This window comes from Streptomyces sp. NBC_01294, assembly GCF_035917235.1.
GTDB classification, from domain to species: Bacteria; Actinomycetota; Actinomycetes; order Streptomycetales; family Streptomycetaceae; genus Streptomyces; species Streptomyces caledonius.
Genome location: NZ_CP108423.1, coordinates 6,577,590 through 6,602,380 on the forward strand (window position 1 = coordinate 6,577,590; position 24,791 = coordinate 6,602,380).

At 72.3% G+C, this 24,791-nt stretch carries 25 protein-coding genes and 6 tRNA genes; 19 read left to right on the forward strand and 12 right to left on the reverse strand.

The genetic code is table 11. The features are described from left to right. Positions 1-23 precede the first annotated feature (23 nt). Entirely contained in the window at positions 24-653 is a 630-nt protein-coding gene (locus OG534_RS29695) for a lysophospholipid acyltransferase family protein (protein WP_326592099.1), read from the reverse strand. A 326-nt stretch (positions 654-979) separates the two neighbouring features. Here OG534_RS29695 and OG534_RS29700 point away from each other — a divergent pair, with 326 nt between their 5' ends. From OG534_RS29700 to OG534_RS29710, 3 genes are all read left to right on the forward strand, one after another. After that, on the forward strand, positions 980-2,185 hold the full coding sequence (locus OG534_RS29700; protein WP_326592100.1) for a glycerophosphodiester phosphodiesterase: 1,206 nt from the start codon (positions 980-982) through the stop codon (positions 2,183-2,185). A gap of 73 nt (positions 2,186-2,258) precedes the next feature. Then, entirely contained in the window at positions 2,259-2,843 is a 585-nt protein-coding gene (locus OG534_RS29705; RefSeq protein ID WP_326593939.1) for a sigma-70 family RNA polymerase sigma factor, read from the forward strand. 37 nt (positions 2,844-2,880) lie between these two features. Next, positions 2,881-3,387, forward strand: a complete 507-nt coding sequence (locus OG534_RS29710) for a GNAT family N-acetyltransferase (protein WP_326592101.1) — start codon at positions 2,881-2,883, stop codon at positions 3,385-3,387. Between the two features lie 15 nt (positions 3,388-3,402). Here the strand turns inward: OG534_RS29710 and OG534_RS29715 are convergent, their stop codons facing one another. After that, a complete protein-coding gene (locus OG534_RS29715; protein ID WP_326592102.1) occupies positions 3,403-3,822 on the reverse strand; it encodes a hypothetical protein in 420 nt (139 codons plus the stop codon). Then, the gene (locus OG534_RS29720; protein ID WP_326592103.1) at positions 3,815-4,183 is read right to left on the reverse strand and encodes a hypothetical protein; all 369 of its coding nucleotides are present in this window, start codon (positions 4,181-4,183) and stop codon (positions 3,815-3,817) included. Before OG534_RS29720 ends, OG534_RS29715 begins: the two co-directional genes overlap by 8 nt. A 591-nt stretch (positions 4,184-4,774) precedes the next feature. On the opposite strand from OG534_RS29720, the gene OG534_RS29725 reads away from it, so the two are divergent. From OG534_RS29725 to OG534_RS29760, 8 genes are all read left to right on the forward strand, one after another. Next, positions 4,775-5,830: a methionine ABC transporter ATP-binding protein gene (locus OG534_RS29725; protein ID WP_326593940.1), complete on the forward strand. Its 1,056-nt coding sequence runs from the start codon at positions 4,775-4,777 to the stop codon at positions 5,828-5,830. Then, entirely contained in the window at positions 5,827-6,495 is a 669-nt protein-coding gene (locus tag OG534_RS29730) for a methionine ABC transporter permease (protein WP_326592105.1), read from the forward strand. The genes OG534_RS29725 and OG534_RS29730 overlap by 4 nt, the downstream gene beginning before the upstream one ends. A gap of 173 nt (positions 6,496-6,668) precedes the next feature. Then, complete coding sequence (locus tag OG534_RS29735) at positions 6,669-7,532, forward strand: MetQ/NlpA family ABC transporter substrate-binding protein (RefSeq protein ID WP_326592107.1); 864 nt, start codon at positions 6,669-6,671, stop codon at positions 7,530-7,532. 275 nt (positions 7,533-7,807) lie between these two features. Next, positions 7,808-8,497, forward strand: a complete 690-nt coding sequence (locus OG534_RS29740; protein WP_326592108.1) for a GNAT family N-acetyltransferase — start codon at positions 7,808-7,810, stop codon at positions 8,495-8,497. 76 nt (positions 8,498-8,573) lie between these two features. Further along, the gene (gene cbiE / locus OG534_RS29745; RefSeq protein ID WP_326592109.1) at positions 8,574-9,776 is read left to right on the forward strand and encodes a precorrin-6y C5,15-methyltransferase (decarboxylating) subunit CbiE; all 1,203 of its coding nucleotides are present in this window, start codon (positions 8,574-8,576) and stop codon (positions 9,774-9,776) included. A 274-nt stretch (positions 9,777-10,050) separates the two neighbouring features. Beyond that, positions 10,051-13,254, forward strand: a complete 3,204-nt coding sequence (gene cobT / locus OG534_RS29750; protein WP_326592111.1) for a nicotinate-nucleotide--dimethylbenzimidazole phosphoribosyltransferase — start codon at positions 10,051-10,053, stop codon at positions 13,252-13,254. A gap of 296 nt (positions 13,255-13,550) precedes the next feature. After that, complete coding sequence (gene cobA / locus OG534_RS29755) at positions 13,551-14,786, forward strand: uroporphyrinogen-III C-methyltransferase (protein WP_326592112.1); 1,236 nt, start codon at positions 13,551-13,553, stop codon at positions 14,784-14,786. A gap of 42 nt (positions 14,787-14,828) precedes the next feature. Then, entirely contained in the window at positions 14,829-15,650 is an 822-nt protein-coding gene (locus OG534_RS29760) for a TrmH family RNA methyltransferase (RefSeq protein WP_326592113.1), read from the forward strand. Positions 15,651-15,720: 70 nt separating this feature from the next. On the opposite strand, the gene OG534_RS29765 is transcribed toward OG534_RS29760, so the two are convergent. After that, positions 15,721-16,938: a serine/threonine-protein kinase gene (locus OG534_RS29765; protein WP_326592115.1), complete on the reverse strand. Its 1,218-nt coding sequence runs from the start codon at positions 16,936-16,938 to the stop codon at positions 15,721-15,723. A 551-nt stretch (positions 16,939-17,489) separates the two neighbouring features. Here OG534_RS29765 and OG534_RS29770 point away from each other — a divergent pair. Continuing rightward, on the forward strand, positions 17,490-17,675 hold the full coding sequence (locus OG534_RS29770) for a hypothetical protein (RefSeq protein WP_326592117.1): 186 nt from the start codon (positions 17,490-17,492) through the stop codon (positions 17,673-17,675). Between the two features lie 247 nt (positions 17,676-17,922). On the opposite strand, the gene OG534_RS29775 is transcribed toward OG534_RS29770, so the two are convergent. The 5 genes from OG534_RS29775 to OG534_RS29795 form a co-directional block, all read right to left on the reverse strand. Further along, positions 17,923-17,994: transfer RNA gene (locus OG534_RS29775), tRNA-Val, on the reverse strand. 60 nt (positions 17,995-18,054) lie between these two features. Then, positions 18,055-18,126: transfer RNA gene (locus tag OG534_RS29780), tRNA-Val, on the reverse strand. A 19-nt stretch (positions 18,127-18,145) separates the two neighbouring features. Continuing rightward, positions 18,146-18,217: transfer RNA gene (locus OG534_RS29785), tRNA-Val, on the reverse strand. Between the two features lies 1 nt (position 18,218). Continuing rightward, a tRNA-Cys gene (locus tag OG534_RS29790) sits at positions 18,219-18,292 on the reverse strand. A 39-nt stretch (positions 18,293-18,331) separates the two neighbouring features. Further along, positions 18,332-18,404 (reverse strand) — tRNA-Gly (locus tag OG534_RS29795). Between the two features lie 180 nt (positions 18,405-18,584). Between OG534_RS29795 and OG534_RS29800 the strand changes: the two genes are divergently transcribed. The 3 genes from OG534_RS29800 to OG534_RS29810 are packed head-to-tail and all read left to right on the forward strand — an operon-like array spanning position 18,585 to position 21,371. Continuing rightward, positions 18,585-19,667 carry a chorismate-binding protein gene (locus OG534_RS29800; protein ID WP_326592119.1) on the forward strand — a complete coding sequence of 361 codons (1,083 nt, stop codon included), beginning with the start codon at positions 18,585-18,587 and terminating at the stop codon, positions 19,665-19,667. Then, positions 19,664-20,485 carry an aminotransferase class IV gene (locus OG534_RS29805; protein WP_326592120.1) on the forward strand — a complete coding sequence of 274 codons (822 nt, stop codon included), beginning with the start codon at positions 19,664-19,666 and terminating at the stop codon, positions 20,483-20,485. Before OG534_RS29800 ends, OG534_RS29805 begins: the two co-directional genes overlap by 4 nt. 43 nt (positions 20,486-20,528) lie before the next feature. After that, a complete protein-coding gene (locus OG534_RS29810) occupies positions 20,529-21,371 on the forward strand; it encodes a GNAT family N-acetyltransferase (RefSeq protein ID WP_326592122.1) in 843 nt (280 codons plus the stop codon). A 51-nt stretch (positions 21,372-21,422) separates the two neighbouring features. On the opposite strand, the gene OG534_RS29815 is transcribed toward OG534_RS29810, so the two are convergent. Continuing rightward, positions 21,423-21,917 carry a DsbA family protein gene (locus OG534_RS29815; RefSeq protein WP_326592123.1) on the reverse strand — a complete coding sequence of 165 codons (495 nt, stop codon included), beginning with the start codon at positions 21,915-21,917 and terminating at the stop codon, positions 21,423-21,425. Positions 21,918-22,093: 176 nt separating this feature from the next. Between OG534_RS29815 and OG534_RS29820 the strand changes: the two genes are divergently transcribed. Then, positions 22,094-22,552 carry a hypothetical protein gene (locus OG534_RS29820; RefSeq protein WP_326592124.1) on the forward strand — a complete coding sequence of 153 codons (459 nt, stop codon included), beginning with the start codon at positions 22,094-22,096 and terminating at the stop codon, positions 22,550-22,552. Between the two features lie 109 nt (positions 22,553-22,661). Further along, positions 22,662-22,841, forward strand: coding sequence for a hypothetical protein (locus tag OG534_RS29825; RefSeq protein ID WP_326592126.1), 180 nt, complete (start codon positions 22,662-22,664; stop codon positions 22,839-22,841). Here OG534_RS29825 and OG534_RS29830 read toward each other — a convergent pair. Then, complete coding sequence (locus OG534_RS29830) at positions 22,782-23,402, reverse strand: CGNR zinc finger domain-containing protein (RefSeq protein WP_326592127.1); 621 nt, start codon at positions 23,400-23,402, stop codon at positions 22,782-22,784. The genes OG534_RS29825 and OG534_RS29830 overlap by 60 nt on opposite strands. 200 nt (positions 23,403-23,602) lie before the next feature. Beyond that, entirely contained in the window at positions 23,603-24,016 is a 414-nt protein-coding gene (locus OG534_RS29835; protein WP_030011909.1) for an SsgA family sporulation/cell division regulator, read from the reverse strand. Between the two features lie 177 nt (positions 24,017-24,193). On the opposite strand from OG534_RS29835, the gene OG534_RS29840 reads away from it, so the two are divergent. Together OG534_RS29840 and OG534_RS29845 are read left to right on the forward strand one after the other, a co-directional pair. Next, a complete protein-coding gene (locus OG534_RS29840) occupies positions 24,194-24,640 on the forward strand; it encodes a TIGR02611 family protein (RefSeq protein WP_326592141.1) in 447 nt (148 codons plus the stop codon). A 46-nt stretch (positions 24,641-24,686) separates the two neighbouring features. Then, positions 24,687-24,758, forward strand: a tRNA-Val gene (locus tag OG534_RS29845). Positions 24,759-24,791 lie beyond the last annotated feature (33 nt).

The window sequence follows — 24,791 nt, forward strand, 5'->3', positions numbered from 1 at the left end:
CGGAGCCGGAGCCGGAGCCGGAGCTACGCGGCCTTCGCCTTGGTCGCGTACATGTCGACGTACTCCTGGCCCGAGAGCCGCATGACCTCGGCCATCACCGAGTCGGTGACGGCGCGCAGGACGTACCGGTCGCGGTCCATGCCCTCGTAGCGGGAGAACTCCATCGGCTCGCCGAAGCGCACGGTGACCCGGCCCGGACGCGGCATGCCGGCGCCGCCGGGCTGGAGCTTGTCCGTGCCGATCATCGCGAACGGCACCACGGGGGCGCCGGTCATCAGGGTCAGGCGGGCGATGCCGGTGCGGCCGCGGTAGAGCCGGCCGTCGGGGGAGCGGGTGCCCTCGGGGTAGATGCCGAAGATCTTGCCCTCTTCGAGGATCCGGCGGCCGGTCATCAGGGCCGCGACGCCGCCGTTGGCCCCGTCACGGTCGACGGGGATCATGCCGGAGCCGGTGAAGAACCAGGCCATGAGCCGGCCCTTGATCCCCTTGCCCGTCACGTACTCGTCCTTGCCGATGAAGTGGACCGTGCGGTCGCACACCAGCGGAAGGATCATGGAGTCGATGAAGGTGAGATGGTTGCCCGCCAGAATCACCGGTCCGGACCCGGGGATGTTCTCGATGCCCTCCACACGGGTGCGGAACATCATGCGCATGACCGGTCCGACAGTGGCTTTGATGAGCGAGGTACGGAACAACGTGGGCCCTCCGGCATCGAAAAGCGATTCGCGCTCCCACCACACGGCGGTAGCGCAGGTGAGGACGATACTCGCGGGTCAGCTCCGAGCGCACATCGGGTTCACGTGTCGGATACGCAGTGTTGACACTCGTTTGCGCCAAGTTCCCCGGATGTGCCGCCGTCGCACCCCCCGCGGCCACCCCCGCTTGCCTACCATCGGCACGCCGATCGCGGGCCGCGAGATGCCGGAGACGTCAGAGATCCCGGGACCGCAGGCCCCTTTCACGACGAGGAGTGGCACTCATGACACAGGGTGGGGCAGCGCGGCGCACGGTCCTGGGGGCGGCCGTCCTGGCGGCGGGGACCGGAATGACCGGACTGGCGGCCGGGTCCGCATCCGCGGCCGGATCGGCGTCCGGATTCGCGTCCGGATCCGGCTCCGAGGCGAGCGGCGGGTACGGCGACGGAGGCCACCGGGACCTCCCCCACCCGACGGTCATCGGCCATCGCGGAGCCAGCGGCTACCGGCCGGAGCACACGCTCGGCTCCTACCAGCTCGCCCTCGACCTGGGCGCCGACGTCGTCGAGCAGGACCTGGTCCCGACCCGGGACGGCCACCTGGTGTGCCGTCACGAGAACGAGATCGGCGGGACCACCGACGTCGCCGACCACCCCGCCTTCGCCTCCCGGCGCACCACCAAGTCCGTCGACGGGGTCTCCGTCACCGGCTGGTTCACGGAGGACTTCACCCTCGCCGAGCTGAAGACCCTGCGCGCGAAGGAACGCATCCCCGCCGTCCGCCAGCGCAACACGCTCTACGACGGCCAGTGGGCCGTCCCCACCTTCGAAGAGGTGCTGCGCTGGGCCGACCGCGAGGGCAAGCGGCGCGGCCGGAAGGTCTGGCTGCACGTCGAGACCAAGCACCCCAGCTACTTCCGCGGCCTCGGCCTCGGCCTGGAGGAGCCCCTCGCCAAGCTGCTGCGGCGATACCGGCGCGACGGCCGGAACGCGGCCGTCTTCCTCCAGTCCTTCGAACCCTCCAGCATCCAGCGCCTGTCCCGGCTGGTCTCCGCACCCCGCGTGGTGCTGCTCTCCGGGGCCGGCACCCGCCCCTGGGACTTCGAAGTGGCCAAGGACCCGCGCACGGTCGCGGACCTGGTCAAGCCCGAGGGCCTCAAGTGGATCGCCGGCTTCGCCCAGGGCATCGGCCCGACCATGGACCTGATCCTCCCGCGCGACGCCGCCGGCCGACTGGGCGCACCGACCACCCTGGTGAAGGACGCGCACGCCCGCGGACTGCTGGTGCACCCCTATACCGCGCGCAACGAGAACAGCTTCCTGCCCGCCGAGTACCGCAGGGGCACGGATCCGGCCGCGTACGGCGACGCCTTGGGCGCCTTCCGGACCTACTTCGAACAGGGCATCGACGGAATCTTCACCGACAACCCGGACACCGGGCTGTACGCGGCGGAGGCCTTCCGTCCCGGCCGGCGCCCCGTCAACCGCTGAGCCCGCCTTCCCGAACGAGTGGGCCGTGCCCGCCGGGGAAACCGGCGGGCACGGCCCACTCGTCCCGCCCGGCATGGACCTGCTGAAAGCTGACCTCTTTGACACGCTCGGCCCGCTGCTCTCCGCCGAGGCGGCCGCGGAGGCCCCGGGCACCGGAGTGGACGCGGCCGACCTGGAACAGGCCGTCTGGGTCAGGCTGCTGGAGAGCGGCCGGCGCGCACCCGATCCGGCCGAGCCAGCGGAGCCGGCGCGCTGGCTGCGCCGGGCGGTACGGGCGGAGGCCCGGCTCGCCCGCCGCCGCGCCCGCCGGGAGATCCCGTACGACCACCGTCGTCCCTCCGCGGACGGACACCGCCACCACTCCGCGGACGGCGGCCCGCCGGCCGGCGCCGCCGCGGGCGCCGAACCGGAAGACGCCCTTCTGCACGGGGAGGAGAACCGCGCACTCCGATCGGCGGTCGCCCGGTTGCCCGGACGCTGCCCCGAGCTGATGAAGGCATTTCTTTCGCCCAGGGACCTCACCTACCGTGAAATCGCAGGAGAGTTGGGTATCTCACAAGGAAGTTTGGGGCCCGTCCGTTCCCGTTGCCTGGGATGTCTGCGCAGAATGCTGGCTGCAGAGGTTGCGGCTCCTGGCCTGCGGGGAAAGGAGCGGTAGACCAACGGGCTACCAGGTGAGCTGGAGGCATGCGCACATGGGCATGAGCGTGACCATTTCGGCGGCGGCTGCCGAGGACGCTGAGCAGATCTTCAAACTGCAGTACCTGGCCTTCCAGCGCGAGGCCGAGCTGTACGGCAACTACCTCATCCAGCCGCTCACCCAGTCCCTGGACTCCCTCAAGGGGGAGCTGGCGACGGACACCGTCCTCGTGGCCCGGCTCGGCGACGAGATCGTCGGCACCGTGCGCGGCAGCGTGGACGAGGACGGCACCGGCAAGATCGCCAAGCTCTGCGTCCACCCGCGCCTGCAGGGCCACGGGCTCGGCGCGCGCCTGCTGCGCGCGATGGAGGAGGCCCTGGCGAGCCCCGGCACCACCACCCGCTTCCGCCTGCACACCGGGCACAAGAGCGAGTCCAACCTGCGCCTCTACCGCAAGGCCGGCTACGTCAAGGTCGGCGGCCGCACGGCCTCCGACGGTGTCCAGCTGGTGATCCTGGAGAAGGAAGCCAAGGACCCGACCGACTTCACGGTCAGCGCCTAGCAGCGCCCGGACGGTTCAGCGCTTGCGCAGCCAGAGCATCCCGGTGATCGGCAGGATCACCGGGATGAACAGGTAGCCCCTCCCGAACTGGGACCACACGGTCGTGTCGGGGAAGGAATCCGGGCTCACCAGCGTCCAGGCGCCCACGGCCAGGACGCCGGCCAGCTCGGCGGCGCAGCAGACCAGCGCCGCCTTGCGGGCCCGCTCCCCGCCGCGCACGAGCGAGTACGTGATGAACGCGTAGGCCAGCGCGGCCACGGCGGACAGCGAGTACGCCAGCGGGGCCCGGCCGAACTCGGTGGAGATCTGGAAGGCCGACCGCGAGACCGCGCCCACCACCATCACCCCGTACAGCCACACCAGCAGCAGCCCCGGGCCGGAGACCAGCCGCTTGCGCCCGGCGGGAGCGGCTGTCGTCGTGTCAGCGTCAGGCACCGGTGGTTCCCCAGATGTCGTAGAGCCGTACTTCGAGGACGGCGAGGACGACCGCGCCGGCGGCCACCGTCACCGATCCCCACCGGGTCCGCTCGGTCAGCGAGAGCATCCCGGCGGCCGGCACCGCGGCGAAGGCGCCCAGCAGGTAGGCCACGAAGATGACCGTGCCCTCGTCGGGCTTCTCGCCCTGGGCCAGCTTGACCAGGCCGATCACCAGCTGGGCCAGGACCAGCACGGTCACGACGGCCATGCCGATGAAATGCCAGTCCTTGGTCGGCTGGTCCCGCCATGCGGCGAAACCGCACCAGGCGGCGAGGGCGAGTGCGGCCACGCCGATGGCGACCGTCAGGGCGTCGAGCATGCAGCGAGGGTATTACGGGCCGAAAGACCCGATGCGCGCACCCCTCTCACCGGCCCCCCGGGCCCCGGTCGGGCGCCCGCTGCGCCGACCGTGGTCTTGACCACAACGACCCTGCCGAGGCCCTCCCGACGCGCCGCGCCGAACGGGCCGTGCGGGCGCTGTCGGTGCAGGTCGGCATCGGGGGAGCAGGGGTCGGGGCGGACGGTGCCGGTGTGTGGTCCCGTCCGGTATGTGGTCGCATTGCGTCCGCTATCCGGACGGTTTTGATCGGTGAGGGGATACGTCTGGTTTACTTGGGCCCATGACCACGACGAGCAACCGCACCCTTGCGACCGAGGCGACGATGACGCCCGGTGCTCGTTGTATGTGTCGAATGTGCGCCTTCTGAGGGCCCCTTACTGAGTCTCGCGCCCCGAAGCGAGACCAGCCGCGCCAGCGCGTCACCCCTTGATGAACTGCACGGCTCACTGCTGCCCCGCGCATGTGTCGAAGCCATCGTTTTCTGACGGTTCGTCCCGTATCGCGTCCCCAGATGTTTGCCCCGTGCCCGGCACCACGCTGCGCCGTGCACTCGACAGCGACGGAAATCCCTTGATCACCACATCGGGCCTCATGAAGGTCTACCAGTCCCGTGGCCGTGAGGTCACCGCCCTGGACGGCGTCGATCTCCACGTCCGCGAGGGCGAGGTCTACGGAGTCATCGGCCAGAGCGGCGCCGGCAAATCCTCCCTGATCCGCTGCGTGAACCTGCTGGAGCGCCCCACCACCGGCACCGTGAGCGTCGACGGCGTCGACCTCACCGCGCTCGCCGGCCGCGGCCGCCGCGCCGGCAAGGAGCTCCGCGAGGCCCGCAGCCGCATCGGCATGGTCTTCCAGCACTTCAACCTGCTGTCCTCGCGCACCGTTCAGGGCAACATCGAGCTGCCCCTGGAGATCCTCGGCGTCTCCGGCCGCGAGCGCTCCCGCAAGGCCCTCGAACTCCTCGACCTGGTCGGCCTCGCCGACAAGGCCAAGGCCTACCCCACCCAGCTCTCCGGCGGCCAGAAGCAGCGCGTCGGCATCGCCCGCGCCCTGGCCGGCGACCCCAAGGTGCTGCTCTCCGACGAGGCCACCAGCGCCCTGGACCCCGAGACCACGCGCTCCATCCTCAAGCTGCTGCGCGACCTCAACCAGCAGCTCGGCCTGACCGTGCTGCTCATCACGCACGAGATGGACGTGGTCAAGTCCGTCTGCGACTCGGCCGCCCTGATGAAGAACGGCCGGATCATCGAGTCCGGCACCGTCGCCGAGCTGCTCGCCACCCCCGGCTCCGAACTCGCCGGCGAGCTCTTCCCGGTCACCGGCGCCGCCACCGGCCCCGACCGCACGGTCGTCGACGTCACCTTCCACGGCGAAGCCGCCGTCCAGCCGGTCATCTCGCAGCTCTCGCGCACGTACAACATCGACATCTCGATCCTGGGCGCCGCGATGGACACCGTCGCCGGCCGGCAGATCGGCCGCATGCGCATCGAACTTCCCGGCCGCTACGAGGACAACGTCGTGCCCGTGGGCTTCCTGCGCGAGCAGGGCCTCCAGATCGACATCGTCGAGGGTGCCGCCGACGCCGACAACGAATTCGCCGTACTGGTCAAGGATGGTGCCAAGTGACCTGGTCCGAGATGCAGCCCCTGCTCACCCAGGGCACCTACGACACCCTCTACATGGTGCTGTGGTCGACCCTGGTGACCGTGCTCGGCGGACTGCCCATCGGCATCCTGCTGGTCCTCACCGACAAGGGCGGCCTGCTGCGGAACCAGCCGTTCAACAAGGTCCTCGGCGTGATCGTGAACATAGGCCGCTCGCTGCCGTTCATCATCCTGCTGATCTTCCTGATCCCGGTCACCACGGCCATCGTCGGCACGTTCATCGGCCCCACCGCCATGATCGTCCCGCTCGCCATCGGCGCCATCCCCTTCTTCGCCCGGCTGGTCGAGACCGCCGTCCGCGAGGTGGACCACGGCCTGATCGAGGCCGTCGAGTCCATGGGCGGCGGGGTCCCCACGCTCGTCGGCAAGGTGCTCCTCCCGCAGGCCCTGCCCTCGCTCGTCGCCGGAGTCACCACCACCGTCATCACGCTCGTCGGCTACTCGGCCATGGCCGGCGCCGTCGGCGGCGAAGGACTCGGCTCCAAGGCCATCACGTACGGCTTCCAGCGCTTCGAGACCGGCTTCATGGTCGCCACCGTCGTGGTCCTGATCGGCCTCGTGTCGGTGATCCAGCTGATCGGCGACGGCGTGGTCCGCATCCTCGCCCGCCGCGGCCGGACCGCCTGACCGGTCGCCCGTACCGGCCACCGGCCACCGGCCACCGGCCACCGGCCACCGGCCACCGGCCACCGGCCGACCCGGCTTCCCCCAGACCTTTTCTCCCAGAAAGCCCGCACTTGTCGTGCTTGGGCCACCACCAGCAAGTCTTCGGTACTTGTTCAGCAAGAAAGGCACTCTTCGTGCGTAAGAACATCAAGCTCACCGTCCTCGCCGCCACGGCCACCGCGCTCACCCTCGGCCTCACCGCCTGCGGCACCTCCTCGGACCCGTCCTCCGCCAAGACGGACGGCGGCAAGGCGGACGAGAGCAAGCCGCTCGTCATCGCGGCCTCCCCGAGCCCGCACGCCGACATCCTGAACTTCGTCAAGGACAAGCTCGCGGCCAAGGAAGGCCTCAAGCTGGACGTCAAGGAGTTCACGGACTACGTCCTGCCGAACACCGCCACCGAGCAGGGCCAGGTCGACGGCAACTACTTCCAGCACAAGCCGTACCTCGACGACTTCAACAAGAAGAACAACACGCACGTCGTGCCCGTCGTGAACGTGCACCTGGAGCCCCTCGGCCTCTACTCCAAGAAGGTCAAGGCCATAGGCGACATCAAGGCCGGCCAGACCATCGCCGTCCCCAACGACACCACCAACGAGGGCCGCGCGCTCCAGCTGCTCGCCGCGAACAACCTGATCACCCTCAAGGAGGGTGTCGGCACCAGCGCCAAGCTGTCCGACATCACCGACAAGAAGGGCCTGGAGTTCAAGGAGCTGGAGGCCGCCACGGTCCCGCGCGCCCTGAACGACGTGGACGCCGCGATCATCAACGGCAACTACGCGATCGAGGCCAACCTGTCGCCCGCCAAGGACGCGCTGATCCTGGAGAAGGCCGAGGGCAACCCCTACGCCAACTTCCTCGCGGTCAAGGACGGCAGCCAGAACGACCCGCGGGTCCAGAAGCTCGCCAAGCTCCTGAACTCCGACGAGGTCAAGAAGTTCATCGAGGAGAAGTACCAGGGCTCGGTCATCCCGGCCTTCGGCACCCCGGCCTCCTGACCCGGCTTCCGGAGCCCGGCCTCCTGACCCCGGCCTCCGGAGCCCCACGGCCCGACCCGTCGGGTCTCCACGGTCATGCATCTCGGCCCCGTACGCCCCTGTCGGCGCGCGGGGCCGAGTTCTGCCCGCTTCCGGGCAACCCGGCCCTGCACATCCCCCGGTCGATGCTGCATGCTGTGGCCTACGACCCGCACCAGCGGTCCCGCACGATCGGTCCCGCACCGCGGTCGCCTCGCAACACGGTCGCACCACGGTCTCAGGCATGGAGCTGCGCAATGACTACCACCTTCCCGGACGTCACCATCAGCACGGACCGGCTGGTGCTGCGCTCCTTCGAGGAAGAGGACGTCACCGCGCTCACCGAGATGATGAACGACGAGAACGTCATCGCCTGGACCCCCGTGCCGCACCCCTACACCCACGCGGACGGGCACGGCTGGGCCACCCGGGACTCCCACACCGAACGCACCGAGGGCCGCGGCATCGTCCTCGCCGTCACCGAGTTCCTTACCCAGCGCCTCGTCGGCATCGTCCACCTCCAGAACACCAACTGGCGCACCCGCTCCACCGAGGTCGGCTACGTCACCGCCCCCTGGGCCCGCGGCGAGGGCTACGCCAGCGAGTCCGTCCTGGCCGTCGCCCAATGGCTCTTCCGCGACCAGGGGTTCGAGCGCCTCGAACTGCGCACCGCCGCCGACAACACGGCCTCCCAGCAGGTGGCCCAGAAGATCGGCTGCATCAGCGAAGGCGTCCTGCGCAACGCGTGGATAGTGCGCACCCAGACGGCCGAGGGCGGCTGGACCGACACCCGCACCGACCTCATCGTCTGGAGCCTCGTCCCCGAGGACCTCGACGACGGCGACGGCTACGAGGGGTACGACGGCTACGACAGCTACGCCGGCAGCTCCGCCTTCGGGCAGCGGGCCGACGCGAACGGCTACGCCGTCGGCGCCGACTGGAGCTGAACCGATGACCAGGTAGTCTCACCGTGCCCGACCCCCTCGACGAGACTTCGCCCCCCACACCAGGAGACTGACGACGATGGCCGACCGGGTCACGGTGATCGGCTGGGACGGTTCGCCCCTGACCGCGGCCGCCCGGTCAGCGCTCTCGGCCGCCACCCTGGTGGCCGGCGCCGCCCACCACCTCGCGCTCCCCGAAGTCCCGCCCACCGCCGAACGCATCCGCCTCGGCAGCCTCGGCCTCGCCGCCCGCCGCATCGCCGGCCACCGCGGCACCGCGGTGGTCTTCGCCGACGGCGACCCCGGCTTCTTCGGCGTCGTACGCACCCTGCGCGCCCCCGAGCACGGCCTGGAGGTCGAGGTCGTCCCGGCCGTCTCCGCCGTGGCCGCCGCCTTCGCCCGCGCCGGCATGCCCTGGGACGACGCCCAGGTCGTCGTCGCCCACCCCCGCACCCTGCGCCGCGCCGTCAACGTCTGCCGCGCCCACGCCAAGGTCGCCGTCCTCACCTCGCCCGGCGCCGGCCCCGCCGAACTCGCCCTGCTCCTCGACGGAGTCCACCGCACCTTCGTCGTCTGCGAGGAACTCGGCACCGACCGGGAGCAGGTGAGCGTCCTCACCTCCGACAAGGCCGCCGACCACAGCTGGCGCGACCCCAACGTCGTCATCGTCATCGGCGGCGGGGGACAGGCACCGACCGCCGACACCGGCTGGCTGCTCGGCCAGAGCGCCGCCCAGTCGGGCGAGCGCGGCTGGGCGCGGCCCCGGCCCGACGCCGGCGAAGGGGAGTCGGCGCAGCTCCGCGCGGCACAACTCGCGCGGCTCGGCCCGCGCACCGGCGACCTCGTCTGGGACATCGGCGCCGGATCCGGCGGCGTGGCCGTCGACGCCGCCGTCCTCGGCGCCGCCGTCATCGCGGTGGACGCCGACCCGCACGCCTGCGAACGCGTAACTGCCGCCGCGCGCAAGCGCGGAGTGCAGCTCCAGGTCGTCGCCGGCCGCGCCCCGCACGTCCTGGAGAACCTGCCCGAACCCGACGTCGTCCGGGTCGGCGGAGGCGGCGCCGAAGTGGTCGCGGCCGTCGCCGACCGCCGCCCCGAACGGATCGTCAGCCACGCCTCCACCCGCGACGACGCGGAGGCCATCGGGCGGGTACTCACCGAACACGGGTACGCCCTCGAGTGCGCCCTGCTCCAGTCCGTCGCCCTGGACCCCCGCACCTGGGCTGAACAGGACCGTTCCGTGGTGTTCCTGCTGTCGGCGCAGCGCCCTGTGACCCGCTGAGACGAGGGCCGGGGTAGGCTGGCCGATCGTCGTACTGCCCCGACGATTCGGGCATCGCGACACCACCCGGACGCGCGACGTGGCGCAGTCCACAGAGGACCGTGGCGGTTCTGGCCGACACGATGGCTAACGGGCGCGACAATGCTTACTGGTTGTCGTGCAGGCGCGTGCGAGACGAACTCGTCGCACCGCAACCCCGCACGGCAACTCCGCTCGGCGGCCTCGTGGGCGTCCGGGCGATCGAAGAGGCAACACCGATGGGCGAGGGGTAAGCATGACTGACACCGGCCAGGTCCCGGGCGAGGGTCTCCCGGACAACGCGGGCATGGTGGATCAGCAGGGCATCCCCGCTCCGGTCCAGATCCCGGCCCCGATTCCCGGGTACGCCTACCAGAACCTCATGGACAACCCGGCCGAGCCGGAGGACGAGGAACTCCTGCTGATGCCGAGCGGCCAGGGCGCGTGGAGCGACCCGCAGGTCGTCCCGCAGGCCCCCGCCTTCCCCGTCGACCCCCAGTTCCCCGAGCCGCAGCTGTACACCGAGTCCGCGTACTCCGAGGCTCCGGTGGCGTACACCGAGCCCGCCGGTTACCCCGACTTCGCCCAGCCTCCGTTCCCCGACGGCTCCTACAGCGCGGGCGCGCACGAGGCGGGCGGCCGCGATTCCGGTGCGCTGGACCTCGGCGGACTCGTCGTCCCGCCGCCCGCGGCCCCCGCCGCACCGGTCGCCCCCGCCGTCCCGTCCCGCCGCCCGCTGCACATGGGTCCGCCCGTGCCCGACGCCACCGGCGGAGTCGTACGCTCCCTCGCCGACCGCGGCCCGGCCGCGGCGCCCGCTCCGGCCGCCCCGGTCGTGGCCGCGCTGAGCACTCCGGCTGCTGCCCCGGTGCGCCTGTCGGGGCCCCCGACCACGGGCCCCGAGTACCTCGACATCCCGCGCGCGGAGGCCGCCCAGGTCCCCGTGCCGCAGCTGGCCGAGATCCCGCCGCAGGCCGGGGCCCCGTGGATGCCGGAGCCGGTCGCCGCGCCGGAGCCGGTGACGGAGGCCGCCCAGGCCCCCGAGCCCGTACAGGCCGCCGCCGTGGAGCCGGAGCCGCTGCCGGTGCCCGCAGAAACGGTGGCTCAGGCTCCGCAGCCCGAGACCGTTCCGGCCGAGCCGCAGCCCGTCGCGGTCGCCCCCGTCGAGGCCCCCGAGCCGGTCGAGCCCGTGGTGGCCGAGCCGGTCCTGGCGGAGCCCGTGGCGGTCGCGCCGGAAGAGCCCGCTGAGCCCGTTGCCGAGCCCGTCGCGGTCGAGCAGGTCGAGCAGGTCGAGCAGGTCGAGCCGGTCCAGCCGGTGCCGGCCGAGGTGGCGCCCGCTCTGGTCGAGCCGGTGGCCGCCCCGCTGCAGCCCGTCGCGGTCGCCCCCGTCGAGGCCCCCGAGCCGGTCGAGCCCGTGGTGGCCGAGCCGGTCCTGGCGGAGCCCGTGGCGATCGCGCCGGAAGAGCCCGCCGAGCCCGCTGCCGAGCCCGTCGCGGTCGAGCAGGTCGAGCAGGTCGAGCAGGTCGAGCAGGTCGAGCCGGTCCAGCCGGTGCCGGCCGAAGCCGCGCCCGCCCCGGTCGAGCCGCAGCCCGTCGCGGTCGCCCCCGTCGAGGCCCCCGAGCCGGTCGAGCCCGTCGCGGCCGAGTCGGACCAGCCGGAGCCGATCGAGGCGCAGCCCGCATCCGAGCCCGAGCCCGAGGCCGTCGTCCCGGCCGAGCAGTCCGCGGGCGAGCCGGCCCCCGGCTACGACGACGCCGAGCGCGAGGCCGTCCTGCGCGTCATGCGCGAGCGCCGTGACATCCGCAAGGGCTTCCGCACCGACCCGATCCCGCACGAGGTGCTGCTCCGCGTCCTGGAGGCGGCCCACACCGCGCCCAGCGTCGGCCACTCCCAGCCCTGGGACTTCGTCGTCATCCGCTCCGCCGAGACCCGCCGGACGATGCACGAGCTCGCCCAGCGCCAGCGCGAGGCCTACGCGAAGTCGCTGCCCAAGGGCCGGGCGAAGCAGTTCAAGGAACTCAAGATCGAGGCCATCCTCGACACACCGGTGAACATCGTCGTCACCGCCGACCCCACCCGCGGCGGCCGCCACACCCTCGGCCGGCACACCCAGCCGCAGATGGCCCCGTACTCCTCGGCCCTCGCCGTCGAGAACCTCTGGCTCGCCGCCCGAGCCGAAGGCCTCGGCGTCGGCTGGGTAAGCTTCTTCGACGAGCGCGAGATGGTCCGCGAGCTCGGCCTGCCGGAGCACCTGGAGGTCGTCGCGTACCTGTGCGTCGGATACGTGGACGAGTTCCCGGAGGAGCCCGAGCTGGCGCAGGCCGGCTGGTCGCAGCGCCGCCCGCTCTCCTGGGTGGTCCACGAGGAGACCTACGGCCGCCGCGCGCTGCCCGGCGAGGAGCCGCACGACCTGCTCTCGGAGACGGTCGCCAGCATCCGCCCGCTCGACGCGAAGGCGCTCGGCGAGGCGTGGGAGCGGCAGAAGCGCATGACCAAGCCCGCCGGGGCCCTGGGCATGCTCGAAATCATCTCCGCCCAGCTCAGCGGCCTCTCCCGGGTCTGCCCGCCGCCGATCCCGGAGCCCGCGGCGGTCGCGATCTTCGCGGGCGACCACGGGGTCCACGCCCAGGGCGTCACCCCCTGGCCCCAGGAGGTGACCACGCAGATGGTCGCCAACTTCCTGGGCGGCGGCGCGGTCTGCAACGCGTTCGCCAACCAGGTGGGCGCCGAGGTCTGCGTGATCGACGTGGGCGTCGCGGGCGACCTGCCCGCCACCCCCGGCCTGCTGCCCCGCAAGATCCGCCCGGGCACCGCCGACCTCTCCGTCGGCCCCGCGATGACCCGCGAGGAAGCGATCGCGGCCATCGAGGTAGGCATCGAAACGGCCCGCGACCTGGTGGCGGCGGGCAACAAGGCCCTGCTCACGGGCGAGATGGGCATCGCGAACACCACGGTCTCCGCGGCCCTCATCTCGGTCTTCACCGGGGTCGACCCCTCCGAGGTCACCGGCCGCGGCACGGGCATCAACGACGAGACGCACGCCCGTAAGGTCGAGGTCGTCCGCCGCGCCCTGGACCTCCACCAGCCCGACCCGGCCGACCCGATCGGCGTCCTCGCCGCGATCGGCGGCCTGGAGCACGCGGCGATCGTGGGCCTCCTCCTGGGCGGAGCCTCCCTGCGCACCCCCGTGATCCTGGACGGCGTCAGCGCCGGAGCCGCCGCCCTGGTGGCCCGCGCCATCGCCCCCGAGTCCCTGTCGGCCTGCATCGCGGGCCACCGCAGCGCGGAGCCGGGCCACGTGGCGGCCCTCAACAAGCTCGGCCTGCGCCCCCTGGTCGACCTGGACCTCCGCCTCGGCGAGGGCACGGGCGCCCTCCTGTCCCTCCCCCTGGTCCAGTGCGCAGCCCGCGCGATGCACGAGGTCGCCACGTTCGACTCGGCAGGCGTCACGGAAAAGTAGCCGCGGGACCGGACCGGCCGCGGGACCGGACCGGCCGCGGGGCCGAATCAGCCCCGCCGGCGTTTGAGGCGCGGCGTCCGGGGCGGAGCCCCGTTCGGTGAGGGGCACCCCCGGGCAACCCAGCCCCGCCGGCGCGTGGGGCGCGCGGGCCCGGGGCCGGCCGCAGCCCCGTCCGCGCTACGGACCGGCCCGCGCCGTATGGTGGACCCGCACCAGGAATCCGCACGTCAGCACCCCGCCGCTCCAAAGCCGCAGCGGCAAGACAGAACGACCGCCGCACCAGGAGCCGCACCGCAATGGCCGAATTCCCCGCGTACCCCGTCGGTCTCCGACTCGCCGGCCGCCGCGTCGTCGTCATCGGCGGTGGCCAGGTCGCCCAGCGCCGTCTCCCCGCGCTCATCGCGGCCGGCGCCGACGTCCTGCTCGTCTCGCCCTCCGCCACGCCCTCCGTGGACGCCATGGCCGAGACCGGCGAGATCCGCTGGGAGCGCCGCCGCTACCAGGACGGCGACCTCGCCGGAGCCTGGTACGCGCTGATCGCCACCCAGAACCGCGAGGCCAACGAGCAGGCCTCCGCCGAGGCCGAGCGCGAGCGCGTGTGGTGCGTGCGCGCCGACGACGCCTCCGCCGCCACCGCCTGGACCCCCGCGACCGGCCGCATCGAGGGCGTCACCGTCGCCGTGCTGACGGGCAACGACCCGCGCCGCTCCGCCGCCGTCCGCGACGCCATCGTCGAGGGCCTGCGGGACGGCAGCCTCGCCGCCCCCGCCCACCGCCACAAGTCCACCCCCGGCGTCTCCCTCGTCGGCGGCGGGCCCGGCGACCCCGACCTCATCACCGTGCGCGGCCGCCGCCTCCTCGCCGAGGCCGATGTCGTGATCGCCGACCGGCTCGGCCCGCGTGACCTGCTCGACGAGCTCCCCCCGCACGTCGAGGTCATCGACGCCGCGAAGATCCCGTACGGCCGGTTCATGGCCCAGGAGGCCATCAACAACGCGCTGATCGAGCACGCCAAGGCCGGCAAGGCCGTGGTCCGGCTCAAGGGCGGGGACCCGTACGTCTTCGGCCGCGGCATGGAGGAGCTCCAGGCCCTCGCCGAGGCCGGCATCCCCTGCACCGTCGTCCCCGGCATCTCCAGCTCCATCTCGGTGCCCGGCGCCGTCGGCATCCCGGTCACCCACCGCGGCGTGGCCCACGAGTTCACCGTGGTCAGCGGCCACGTCGGTCCCGACGACCCGCGTTCCCTCGTGGACTGGGCCTCCCTCGCCAAGCTCACCGGCACCCTGGTGATCCTGATGGGCGTGGACAAGATCGGCCTGATCGCCGAGGCGCTCGTCCGCCACGGCCGCTCCGCGGACACCCCGGTCGCGGTCGTCCAGGAGGGCACCACCGCCACCCAGCGCCGCGTGGACGCCACCCTCGCCACCGTCGGCGAGAGGGTCCGGGCCGAGGCGGTCCGCCCGCCGGCCGTCATCGTCATCGGCGAGGTCGTGCGCGTCGGCACCCCGAGCCTCCCCACCACCAGCGCCTGACAGGCCGTTGGCACCACACCCAGGACAAGGCAGTATCACCCTGTGGCTGATCTCATCACCGTCGAGGACCCCGACGACCCGCGCCTGCGCGACTACACGGGCCTGACCGACGTCGAACTGCGGCGCCGGCGCGAGCCCGCGGAAGGTCTCTTCATCGCCGAGGGCGAGAAGGTCATCAGACGCGCCAAGGACGCCGGGTACGAGATGCGCTCGATGCTCCTCTCGTCCAAGTGGGTCGACGTCATGCGCGACGTCATCGACGAACTCCCGGCCCCGGTCTACGCCGTCACCCCGGAGCTCGCCGAACGCGTCACCGGCTACCACGTGCACCGCGGAGCCCTCGCCTCCATGCAGCGCAAGCCGCTGCCCACGGCCGAGGAGCTCCTCGCCACGACCCGCCGCGTGGCCGTCATGGAAGCGGTCAACGACCACACCAACATCGGGGCCATCTTCCGCAGCGCCGCCGCCCTCGGCATGGACGCGGTGCTGCTGTCGCCCGACTGCGCGGACCCGCTCTACCGCCGCTCGGTGAAGGTCTCCATGGGCGCGGTGTTCTCCGTCCCCTACGCCCGTCTGGAGGCCTGGCCCAAGAGCCTGGACTCGGTGCGCGAGGCGGGCTTCAAGCTGCTCGCCCTCACCCCGCACGAGAAGGCCTCGCCGATCGACGTGGCCGCGCCGCAGTCCCTGGAACGGGTCGCGCTGATGCTCGGCGCCGAGGGCGACGGTCTGTCCACGCAGGCGCTGGTCGCCGCCGACGAGTGGGTGCGGATCCCGATGGCGCACGGCGTGGACTCGCTCAACGTGGGCGCGGCGGCCGCGGTGGCCTTCTACGCGGTGGCGCAGGGCCGCGCGACGACCGCGTAGCCCGCAGCCTTACAGGCGGGCAGCCCCGCAGCGGGGAACCCCGCACCCGGTGGCCGGCGGCCCGGAGGCCTCACAGCTTCTGGGCCGCCGCGATCCCCAGGGCCACGATCAGCGTCACCACGACGAACACGATCAGCCGCTGCCGCATCAGCTTGGGATCCGGCCGCGAAGGGCGCCGCCCCGTCCCCGTCGTCCTGGGCGCCGGACGGCCGCCCGTACGTCCCGCGGTCGGCCGGGAGGACGGTCCGCCGGGTTGCCGCGGGTTGCGGGAGGACGAGGGCCGCGAGTGCGGTCCGCTCGGGGCCCCGCCCTGGGCCCGGGGCACGGTGTTGCCGCCCGTACGGCGCTCCGTGCGCTGCTCCGGGTACTCGTCGGCGCCGCCGGCCCGGCCGGGCCCCTCGGGGAGCCGTCCGGTCGGCCGCTCGGTCCGGGCCCGCTGCGCCGGCGGGCGACCGTCCGCGAGCCCCTGTGCCTCGCGGGCCGCGATCTCCTTGAGCCGCATCGACAGCTGGAGCGTGCTGGGCCGCTCCTCGGGGTCCTTGGCCAGGCAGGCCCGTACCAGGGGCGCCAGCGCGTCCGGGACGCCCTGCAGATGCGGCTCCTCGTGCACCACGCGGTACAGCATGACCTCGGAACTGCCGTGCCCGAAGGGCGAGTCGGCGGTCGCCGCGTAGGCCAGGGTGGCGCCGAGGGCGAAGACGTCCGTGGCCGGGGTGACGGCGGCGCCGCGCACCTGTTCGGGCGCGAGGAAGCCGGGGGAGCCGACGGCCGTACCCACATGGGTGAGGGTGCTCGCCCCGGTGGCCCAGGCGATCCCGAAGTCGATGATCCGCGGGCCCTTGGGGGACAGAAGAATGTTCGAGGGCTTGAGGTCGCGGTGGACGACCCCCGCCTCGTGCACGGCGACCAGTCCCTCGGAGAGCGCGGCGCCGACGGCGGCGATCTGCGCGGCCGTCAGGGGGCCTTCCTCGGCCACCTTGTCGTGCAGCGAGGGGCCGGGCACGTACTGGGTGGCGAACCACGGCCGCTCGGCCTCCAGGTCCGCGGCCACCAGGCGCGCCGTGCACCCGCCCCGGATCCGCCGGGCGGCGGACACCTCGCGGGCGAACCGTGAGCGGAACTCCTGGTCCTCGGCCAGATCCGGCCGGATGACCTTGAGCGCGACGCGCTGCCCGCGCCGGTCCGATCCCAGGTAGACCACGCCCATGCCGCCGGCGCCGAGCCGCCGGTGCAGTCTGAACGAGCCGACGACACGCGGGTCCTCGCGCCGGAGCCGCATCATCGCCATGTCCACCCCGCTGACCGGTCGTCCTGTTGACTCGCCACAGCTTACGGACCATCCGGCATGCGTGCTCAGAGGCCGCGCCCTCGCCGGGGGATTCGATTGTCAGTGCGGCACAGCACACTTGAGGGAGTCTCAGCCATTTCCCGAGCGGAAGCGGCGAAGATGGTCCGCACGTCCAATCGGCCCTTCCGCCAAGGGGATTGAAGCTTCCGGGCGGGGCCGGCCCCGCCGAGGTGCGTCCGTACGCCGCCCGCGCCCGAGTCGATCTTCCCGGCGCCCGGTGGACGGACACGCATCAACAGGGAGTGACGGAAGTGAGCGAAGTCACTACCCTCCGGTCATCCCCTCCGGGAAGACCCCGACAGCGGGGGAGCGGCCTCCACCCAGGGGAGTACACGGGGGAGGCCCCGTCATCCTCCTGGAGGCCCGGCAATGGGTACGAAGGCATGAGGCCACGGAACGTCCGCCCGCCTAGTGTTGAAGACAAGCGGCGGGTGGCGCACTCGTCCCCCGAGGTCATAAGCCCGCCGCTGCCAAACGACAGGGAGAGGACCATGGCGGACATCGCACGGCAGGGACGCAAGGCATTCGCGTTCAACGGCCATGAGTCCGGCACCCGCCACCCACTGGTGGCCGCGGCCATGGTGCTCCCCCTGGCCGCCGTGCTGCTCTTCCTCTTCGGAGGTTTCGATCAGCTGGTGGCACAGGCGTCGTCCGTGGGCGTGATGCTGGGGCGCTGAGCGGCGCCCCGGGTCCGGGAGAGCGGCCCGGGCCGGGACATCGGCCTGTCGAACCCCGTGGGGACGGGGGCGCGACGGACGGACGGCAGGTGAAGGGTGCTGCCCGTACGACTGGGGAGTCGGACGGGCAGCACCCTTTTTCATGTCCCGCTTCCCGCTTTCCGCTTCCCGCTTCCCGCGCACTCCCATCCCCTGCGCGGGGAACGCGAAAGCCCCGGCCGTGGAAACGGCCGGGGCTTTCGGGCGGTGCGCGATACTGGGATTGAACCAGTGACCTCTTCCGTGTCAGGGAAGCGCTCTCCCGCTGAGCTAATCGCGCGGGCTCCACGGCTCGAAAGCCGCAGGTCAAACAGGTGGTGCGGTACTGCGAGGTGCTGCGTGCGCGATACTGGGATTGAACCAGTGACCTCTTCCGTGTCAGGGAAGCGCTCTCCCGCTGAGCTAATCGCGCGGGGATCCTTGCGGATCAGTGGACGATACTGGGATTGAACCAGTGACCTCTTCCGTGTCAGGGAAGCGCTCTCCCGCTGAGCTAATCGTCCTTGGAGGTGGAGACGGGATTTGAACCCGTGTAGACGGCTTTGCAGGCCGTTGCCTCGCCTCTCGGCCACTCCACCATGGAGCTGCAGGGGTTCTCGGGAAGATCCCCCACTTCGAGCGGACGACGAGACTCGAACTCGCGACATCCACCTTGGCAAGGTGGTGCTCTACCAACTGAGCTACGTCCGCAGGTCACCGTGTTCACTCCGGGGTTCTCCCCCTTCGCTCCCTGGCGACGAGTTGAACTCTAGCGGATTCCCGGGCCAGCTCAAAAACGCGTTTCCGCAGCGTGCTGCCACTCGTTCACCACGGGTCACCCGGCGGTCACCCCACCGGCGCCGCCGCGTCACCGGTCATAGACTCGCAGCCGTGCACGACCTGCCCCCCTTGGCCCGCTTCGGCGGCCTGCTCGCGACCGACCTCCGAGACGTCACCAGTGATCCCGCCGCCCTCGACTCCACCGGCTTCTGGGCGGTGGCCGCCGACTTCGAGGGGCGGCTCGTCTGCGCCCGCTTCGGGGACGTGCGCCCCGATCCCGTCCCCGCGCCCGTCCCCGGTGCCTGGCGCGGACCCGACGCCGACGCGTGGACCTCCTCGCTCGACCGTGCCGCGTACGTCGAGGGCGTACGCCGCATCCGCGAGCACATCGCGCGCGGTGAGGTCTACCAGGCCAACCTCTGCCGCGTGATGTCCGCGCCGCTGCCCCACCCCGACAGCGCCGACGTCGACGCGCTCACGGCGCTCCTCGCGCGCGGCAACCCCGCGCCCTTCGCAGGAACGATTCGCCTCGCCGCGCACGGCGTCGAGATCGCCACCGCCTCCCCCGAGCTGTACCTGCGCCGGTCCGGCCGCCACGTCGAGTCCGGCCCCATCAAGGGGACCGGCCGCACCGTCGACGACCTGCTCCCCAAGGACCACGCCGAGAACGTGATGATCGTGGACCTCGTGCGCAACGACCTCGGCCGGGTCTGCGCGACGGGCTCCGTCGGCGTCCCCGAACTGTGCGCCGTCGAGGAGCACCCGGGGCTCGTCCACCTCGTCTCCACCGTGAGCGGCGAGCTCGCCGACGGCGCCGGCTGGCCCGAGCTGCTCGCCGCGACCTTCCCGCCCGGATCCGTCACCGGAGCGCCCAAGACCTCCGCCCTGCGGATCATCGAGGCCCTGGAGACCGCCCCGCGCGGCCCATACTGCGGGGGCATCGGCTGGGTCGACGCCGACCGGGGCACCGCCGAGCTCGCCGTCGGCATCCGCACCTTCTGGATCGACCGCGAGACCCCCGGCGGCCCGCGCCTGCTCTTCGGCACCGGCGCAGGCATCACATGGGGCTCCGATCCGGACCGGGAGTGGGCGGAGACCGAGCTGAAGGCCGCCCGCCTGCTGCGGGTGGCATCAGGCCACGAGATGACCCGCGCCCAGGGGGCGGACGGGACGATGGGAAGGACGGCACGATGAGGATCTGGCTCGACGGAGCGCTGCGGAACGTGGACGCCGCGAAGGTGTCCGTCTTCGACCACGGACTGACCGTGGGCGACGGCGTCTTCGAGACGCTGAAGGCGGAGGGCGGCCGGGCCTTCGCGCTCACCCGCCACCTGGAGCGGCTGACCCGCTCGGCCCGGGGCCTCGGCCTCCCGGACCCCGACCTCGACGAGGTGCGCACGGCCTGCGCCGCCGTCCTGGGGGCCAACCCGCTGGAGCACGGGCGGCTGCGCATCACCTACACCGGAGGCGTCTCCCCGCTCGGCTCCGACCGCGGGGACGCCGGCACCACCCTGATCGCCGCCGTCGCGGAGTCCGCCCGCCGCCCGGACACCACCGCCGTCGTCACGGTGCCCTGGGTCCGCAACGAGCGCTCGGCCGTGGCCGGCCTGAAGACCACCTCGTACGCCGAGAACGTGGTCGCCCTCGCCGCCGCGCACCGGGCCGGGGCCTCCGAGGCGCTCCTCGCCAACACCGTCGGCCTGCTCTGCGAGGGCACCGGCTCCAACGTCTTCGTCGTGCTCGACGGGGAACTGCACACCCCGCCCCTGGCCTCCGGCTGCCTGGCCGGCATCACCCGGGCCCTCGTCGTCGACTGGGCCGGCGCCAAGGAGACCGACCTGCCCTTCGAGGTGCTGCGGCAGGCCGAGGAGATCTTCGTGACCTCCTCGCTGCGCGACGCCCAGGCGGTCGTACGGGTCGACGACCGCGAGCTGGGGACCGCCCCCGGACCGGTCACGGCCGAGGTCATGCGGATCTTCGACGCGAAGGCCGGAGCGGACCTCGATCCGTGAACACCGGTGACGCGGGGCCGCAGGACCGGTAGAACTCCAAGTGATGACCACCACCCTGCGGCCCGCGCAGCCGCTCCAGCAGCACGACGACGGCACCCGCTCCCGGGCCTACGAGGTCCGGGTGAACAGTCGGCACGTCGGCACCCTCGACCTGGCCACCCGGTCCGCCGCCCAGCCGGCGATGGGCGTGATCCGGGACCTGTGGATCGACGAACCCGACCGCCGCCGCGGACGCGGCACGGTCGCCGCGCTAGCAGCCGAGGAGGTGCTGCGCTCCTGGCGCTGCACCGGCGTCGCCGTGTCGGTCCCCGCCGACGCGGAGCCGGCGCTGCGGATGGCCACCGCCCTCGGCTACCGGGTGACCGGCCGGATCATGGTCAAGGAACTGCCGGCCGAACCGCCCGCGCTCCCGGCGGGCAGCACCGGGCGCCCCATGACCGGGGCCGAGTTCGACGCCTGGCTGGAGCCGGCCGTCGTGGAGTACGGCCGCCGTCTCGTCGCCCCGGGCATGACCGCCGAGCAGGGCGTGGCCGCGTCCCGCGCCGAACATGCCGTGATGCTCCCGGCCGGCCGGGACACCCCCGGCGCCGCCTTCCACGTCGTGGAGACGCCGCAGGGCGGGGTTGTGGGCAGCGTCTGGGTCGGCGAGCGCGACCTGCCCGGCCTCGGCCGCATCCCGTACGTGTACGACGTCCAGGTCGCGCCCGAGCACCGCGGCCGGGGGCACGGCCGCACCCTCATGCTGCTGGCCGAGCACGCCGCACTGGCCGCCGGCGCCCGCCACCTGGGCCTGCACGTGGTCGAGGGCAACACACCGGCCCGGCGGCTCTACGAGTCGCTGGGGTACCGGGACACCACGGTGAACGCCGTCAAGGAACTCCTCTAGGGCGCGTCTTGCGGCCCGTCGCCCGCCCGGGGGCCTCAGGGCCTCAGGGCCTCAGGAGGCGAGCAGCCGGTCGGCGATCTCCTCGATGCGGGCGCGCAGACCGTCCTGGCTCTTGCCGCCGTCGAGGCGCTGGCCGTCGATCACGTACGTCGGGGTGCCGGTCACGCCGATCGCCTTGCCCTCGGCGTGGTCGGCGTCGACGATCAGGATGTGCCGCCCGTCGATCAGGGCCGTGTCGAACTCCTCGGCGTCGAGACCCAGCTCGCGCGCCACGTCCAGCAGCACCGCCTCGCCGCGCTCGTCCAGCTCCCCGGCGCGCGTCAGCACGGCCTCCGCGTAGGGCCAGCCCTGCCCCTGCTCGGCGGCCTCCTCGGCGGCCTGCGCCGCGGCGAAGGAGTGCTTGTGCTTCTCCAGGGGGAAGTGGCGCAGCCGGATGTCCAGCCGGTCGCCGTAGCGGGCGCGCAGGGCACGCAGGTCGTCCAGGGCGCTGCGGCAGTCCTGGCACTGCAGTTCGCACCAGACGTCGAGGATCACGGAATCGGTCATGTGCACAGTCTCCCAGCCTCCGCCCACCCCGCCGACCTGACCTCAGGGATGAGGCGCGACCCCGAGATGTCCCGGAGATCCGCCCGGGGGAGGCTCGTGACCTGGCCCGTACGGCGGCGTGCGGTGCAGGATGGACAGGGACAGATCGACCTGCCGCCGAGAGTCCGGAGGACCGCATGCTTGCCGAGACCCTTTGCGCCGCGGTGTCCGCGGCCGGCCTGGGCATCGCCGCGCTGACCGCCTACCGCAAGCGGTTCCTGGCCGCCGCGCGGATCACCGCGTACGCGCTGGTGCCGGTCGCCCTCGTGATGACGGGCCTGGTGGAATGGGTGTCCGGGATCGCCTTCAAGCCGACCGTCTGGATCGGCTTCGGGCTGCTGGCACTGGCCTGGCTGCTCTTCATGACCACCCGCGCCGTCGAACGCCGCAGCCTCGGCGCGTCCGGGAAGCCCGCGAAGAAGGTCAAGGGGGGAGCGGCCCCGGAGGCCGTCGCCCCGGCCGCCTCCGCACCGTCCCTCGGCGCCGCCGCAGCCGGTGCGCAGCCCCAGCCCTCCGCGCGCCGGAAGCCGCCGGCCGCAGCGCCCGCGGACGACTTCTCCGACATCGAGGCCATCCTCAAGAAGCACGGCATCTGACGCCGGGGGCCCGGTCCGGGCACTCGGTCACGAGATCGGGCGAACTACCGCGCGGATGTTGGCGTGTTGGACGCCGGGCCCTGGCCCGCTGCGCCATCATCGCCCCGACATGTTCGAGACATCGCAGAGTGACCCCTCGGTGCCCGTGCCCGTGCCGGTACCCGCTCCCGTCGCCGAGGAGCCGCGAGGCTGTCTCTTCGCGCTCTCCCAGCCGCCCCTGATGATCTTCCTAGCGGTGATCGGCATCCTGCTGCTGCTCGCTGCCGTGCACGACCTCTTCATGCTCTGAGGGCCCCGCGTCGGCCTCCTTGCGCCGCGCCCGGTACGCCGCCACGTGCAGCCGGTTCCCGCAGGTCCGGCTGTCGCAGTAGCGCCGCGAGCGGTTGCGGGACAGGTCCACGAAGGCGCGCCGGCAGTCCGGGGCCTCGCAGCGGCGCAGCCGCTCCTGTTCGCCGGAGACCACGATGAAGGCGAGCGCCATGCCGCCGTCGGCCGCCAGGTGGTCGCCCACCGACGCGCCCGGGGCGAAGTAGTGCACGTGCCAGTCGTAGCCGTCGTGGTCGGTCAGCTGCGGGGTGGTGCCCGCGGTCGCCACCAGCTCGTTGATCAGCACGGACGCGGCACGGGGGTGCGGCGAGGCGAAGACCTGGGCGAACTTGCTGCGCACGGTCCGCACGCCGGCCAGGTCGCGGGCGCTGAGCTCGCCGACGTCGCTGATCGAGTACTCCTGGACGAAAGCGCGCAGGGCGCCGATGTCAGAGAGCCCGTCGGGCTGGTCGGCCTCGGCCGCGGTGTTCACCAGCGCGACGACGACGTCGAGCGCGCGACGGGTGTCGTGTGGGATCTGCACGGGGTCTCCCTCAAGGGCCGGGCCTGCGACGACGGACGGTGCCGCCGCTGCCGCCCGACAATAGCGGGTCCCGCGAAATGCACACCGGCGCCGTCCGCGCGGGTGGCTTCCGCGGGAACAGCGCCGGCACTGCCGTATGTGGTTGTCCGACCCGCACCGTCGCCCCGAGTCGGACGGTGTCGAGCGGCTGGAGGCCTGGCTCAGCTTTCGGCCAGGATGTGGGAGAGCTCCTTGTCGAGGTCGAAGTGCCGGTGTTCGGTCCCGGGTGGGACCGCGGCGTCCGTCCGCTTGAGGAACGACTCGAGTGCTCGGGCGGGTGCTTCGAGCAGTGCTTCTCCCTCCGGTGAGCTCAGGGCGATGCAGACGACGCCCTGACCGTGGCTGCGGGACGGCCAGACGCGGACGTCGCCGGTACCGGTGGGCCGGTGGAGGCCCTCCGCGAGGAGGTCGCGGGCGAATACCCATTCGACCGTCTCCTCGGCGCCGGTGTGGAAGGTGGCGTGCACGGCGTAGGGGTCGGCCGTGTCATACCGCAGGCCCGCGGGAACAGGCAGTGAGGACTCGCTCGACACAACGAGGCGCAGGTGCAGCTCGCAGCTGACCGTGGTGTTCATAAGCGCCAGGGCCTTTCGCTCAGTGTGCGCTCGGGGATTCGCACGTCGGCGAAATCGACATGCCACCTACGGTGCCGTTGTAAACCCCTCTGACCGTTTTGCGGACCTCTGGGTCCCTCGGACGGCGGATCCAAACCGTCATTCACGTGTGCTTCGGGCTCGGGTAGATTCGACTCCATGAATACGGGGAGTGACCGCGGAACCAACGAGTCCGCCGCTGACGAATCCGCCGCGGACGCAGCGGCGCAGACGCCGCACGTCTCGAAGGCGCCGGCCTTCATCAAGGCCCGCAAGAGCCTGCACCTCAGCTGGCAGGTCGGCGTCTTCGTCGTCGGTCTCGCGGTGATCGCCGCCGGTGTGGCCATGCTCGTCCTGCCCGGCCCCGGCTGGGTGGCGATCTTCGCGGGCCTGGCGATCTGGGCCACCGAGTTCGCCTGGGCCCACCTCGTGCTGCACTGGACCAAGCGCAAGGTCACCGAGGCGGCGCAGAAGGCGCTCGACCCGAAGGTCCGCCGCCGCAACATCATCCTGACCACCGTCGGCCTCGTCATCGCGGGCGCGCTGATCGGCTTCTACCTGTGGAAGTACGGGCTCATCCTGCCCTGGGACCTCAAGGACCAGTGATGGTCAAAGAGCACCGCTGACATGCGGTAATGTTTGCGGTGCGTCCGGGCGATTAGCTCAGTGGGAGAGCACTTCGTTCACACCGAAGGGGTCACTGGTTCGAACCCAGTATCGCCCACCCGGACCAGAGGCCCGGAGACTTTCACAGTCT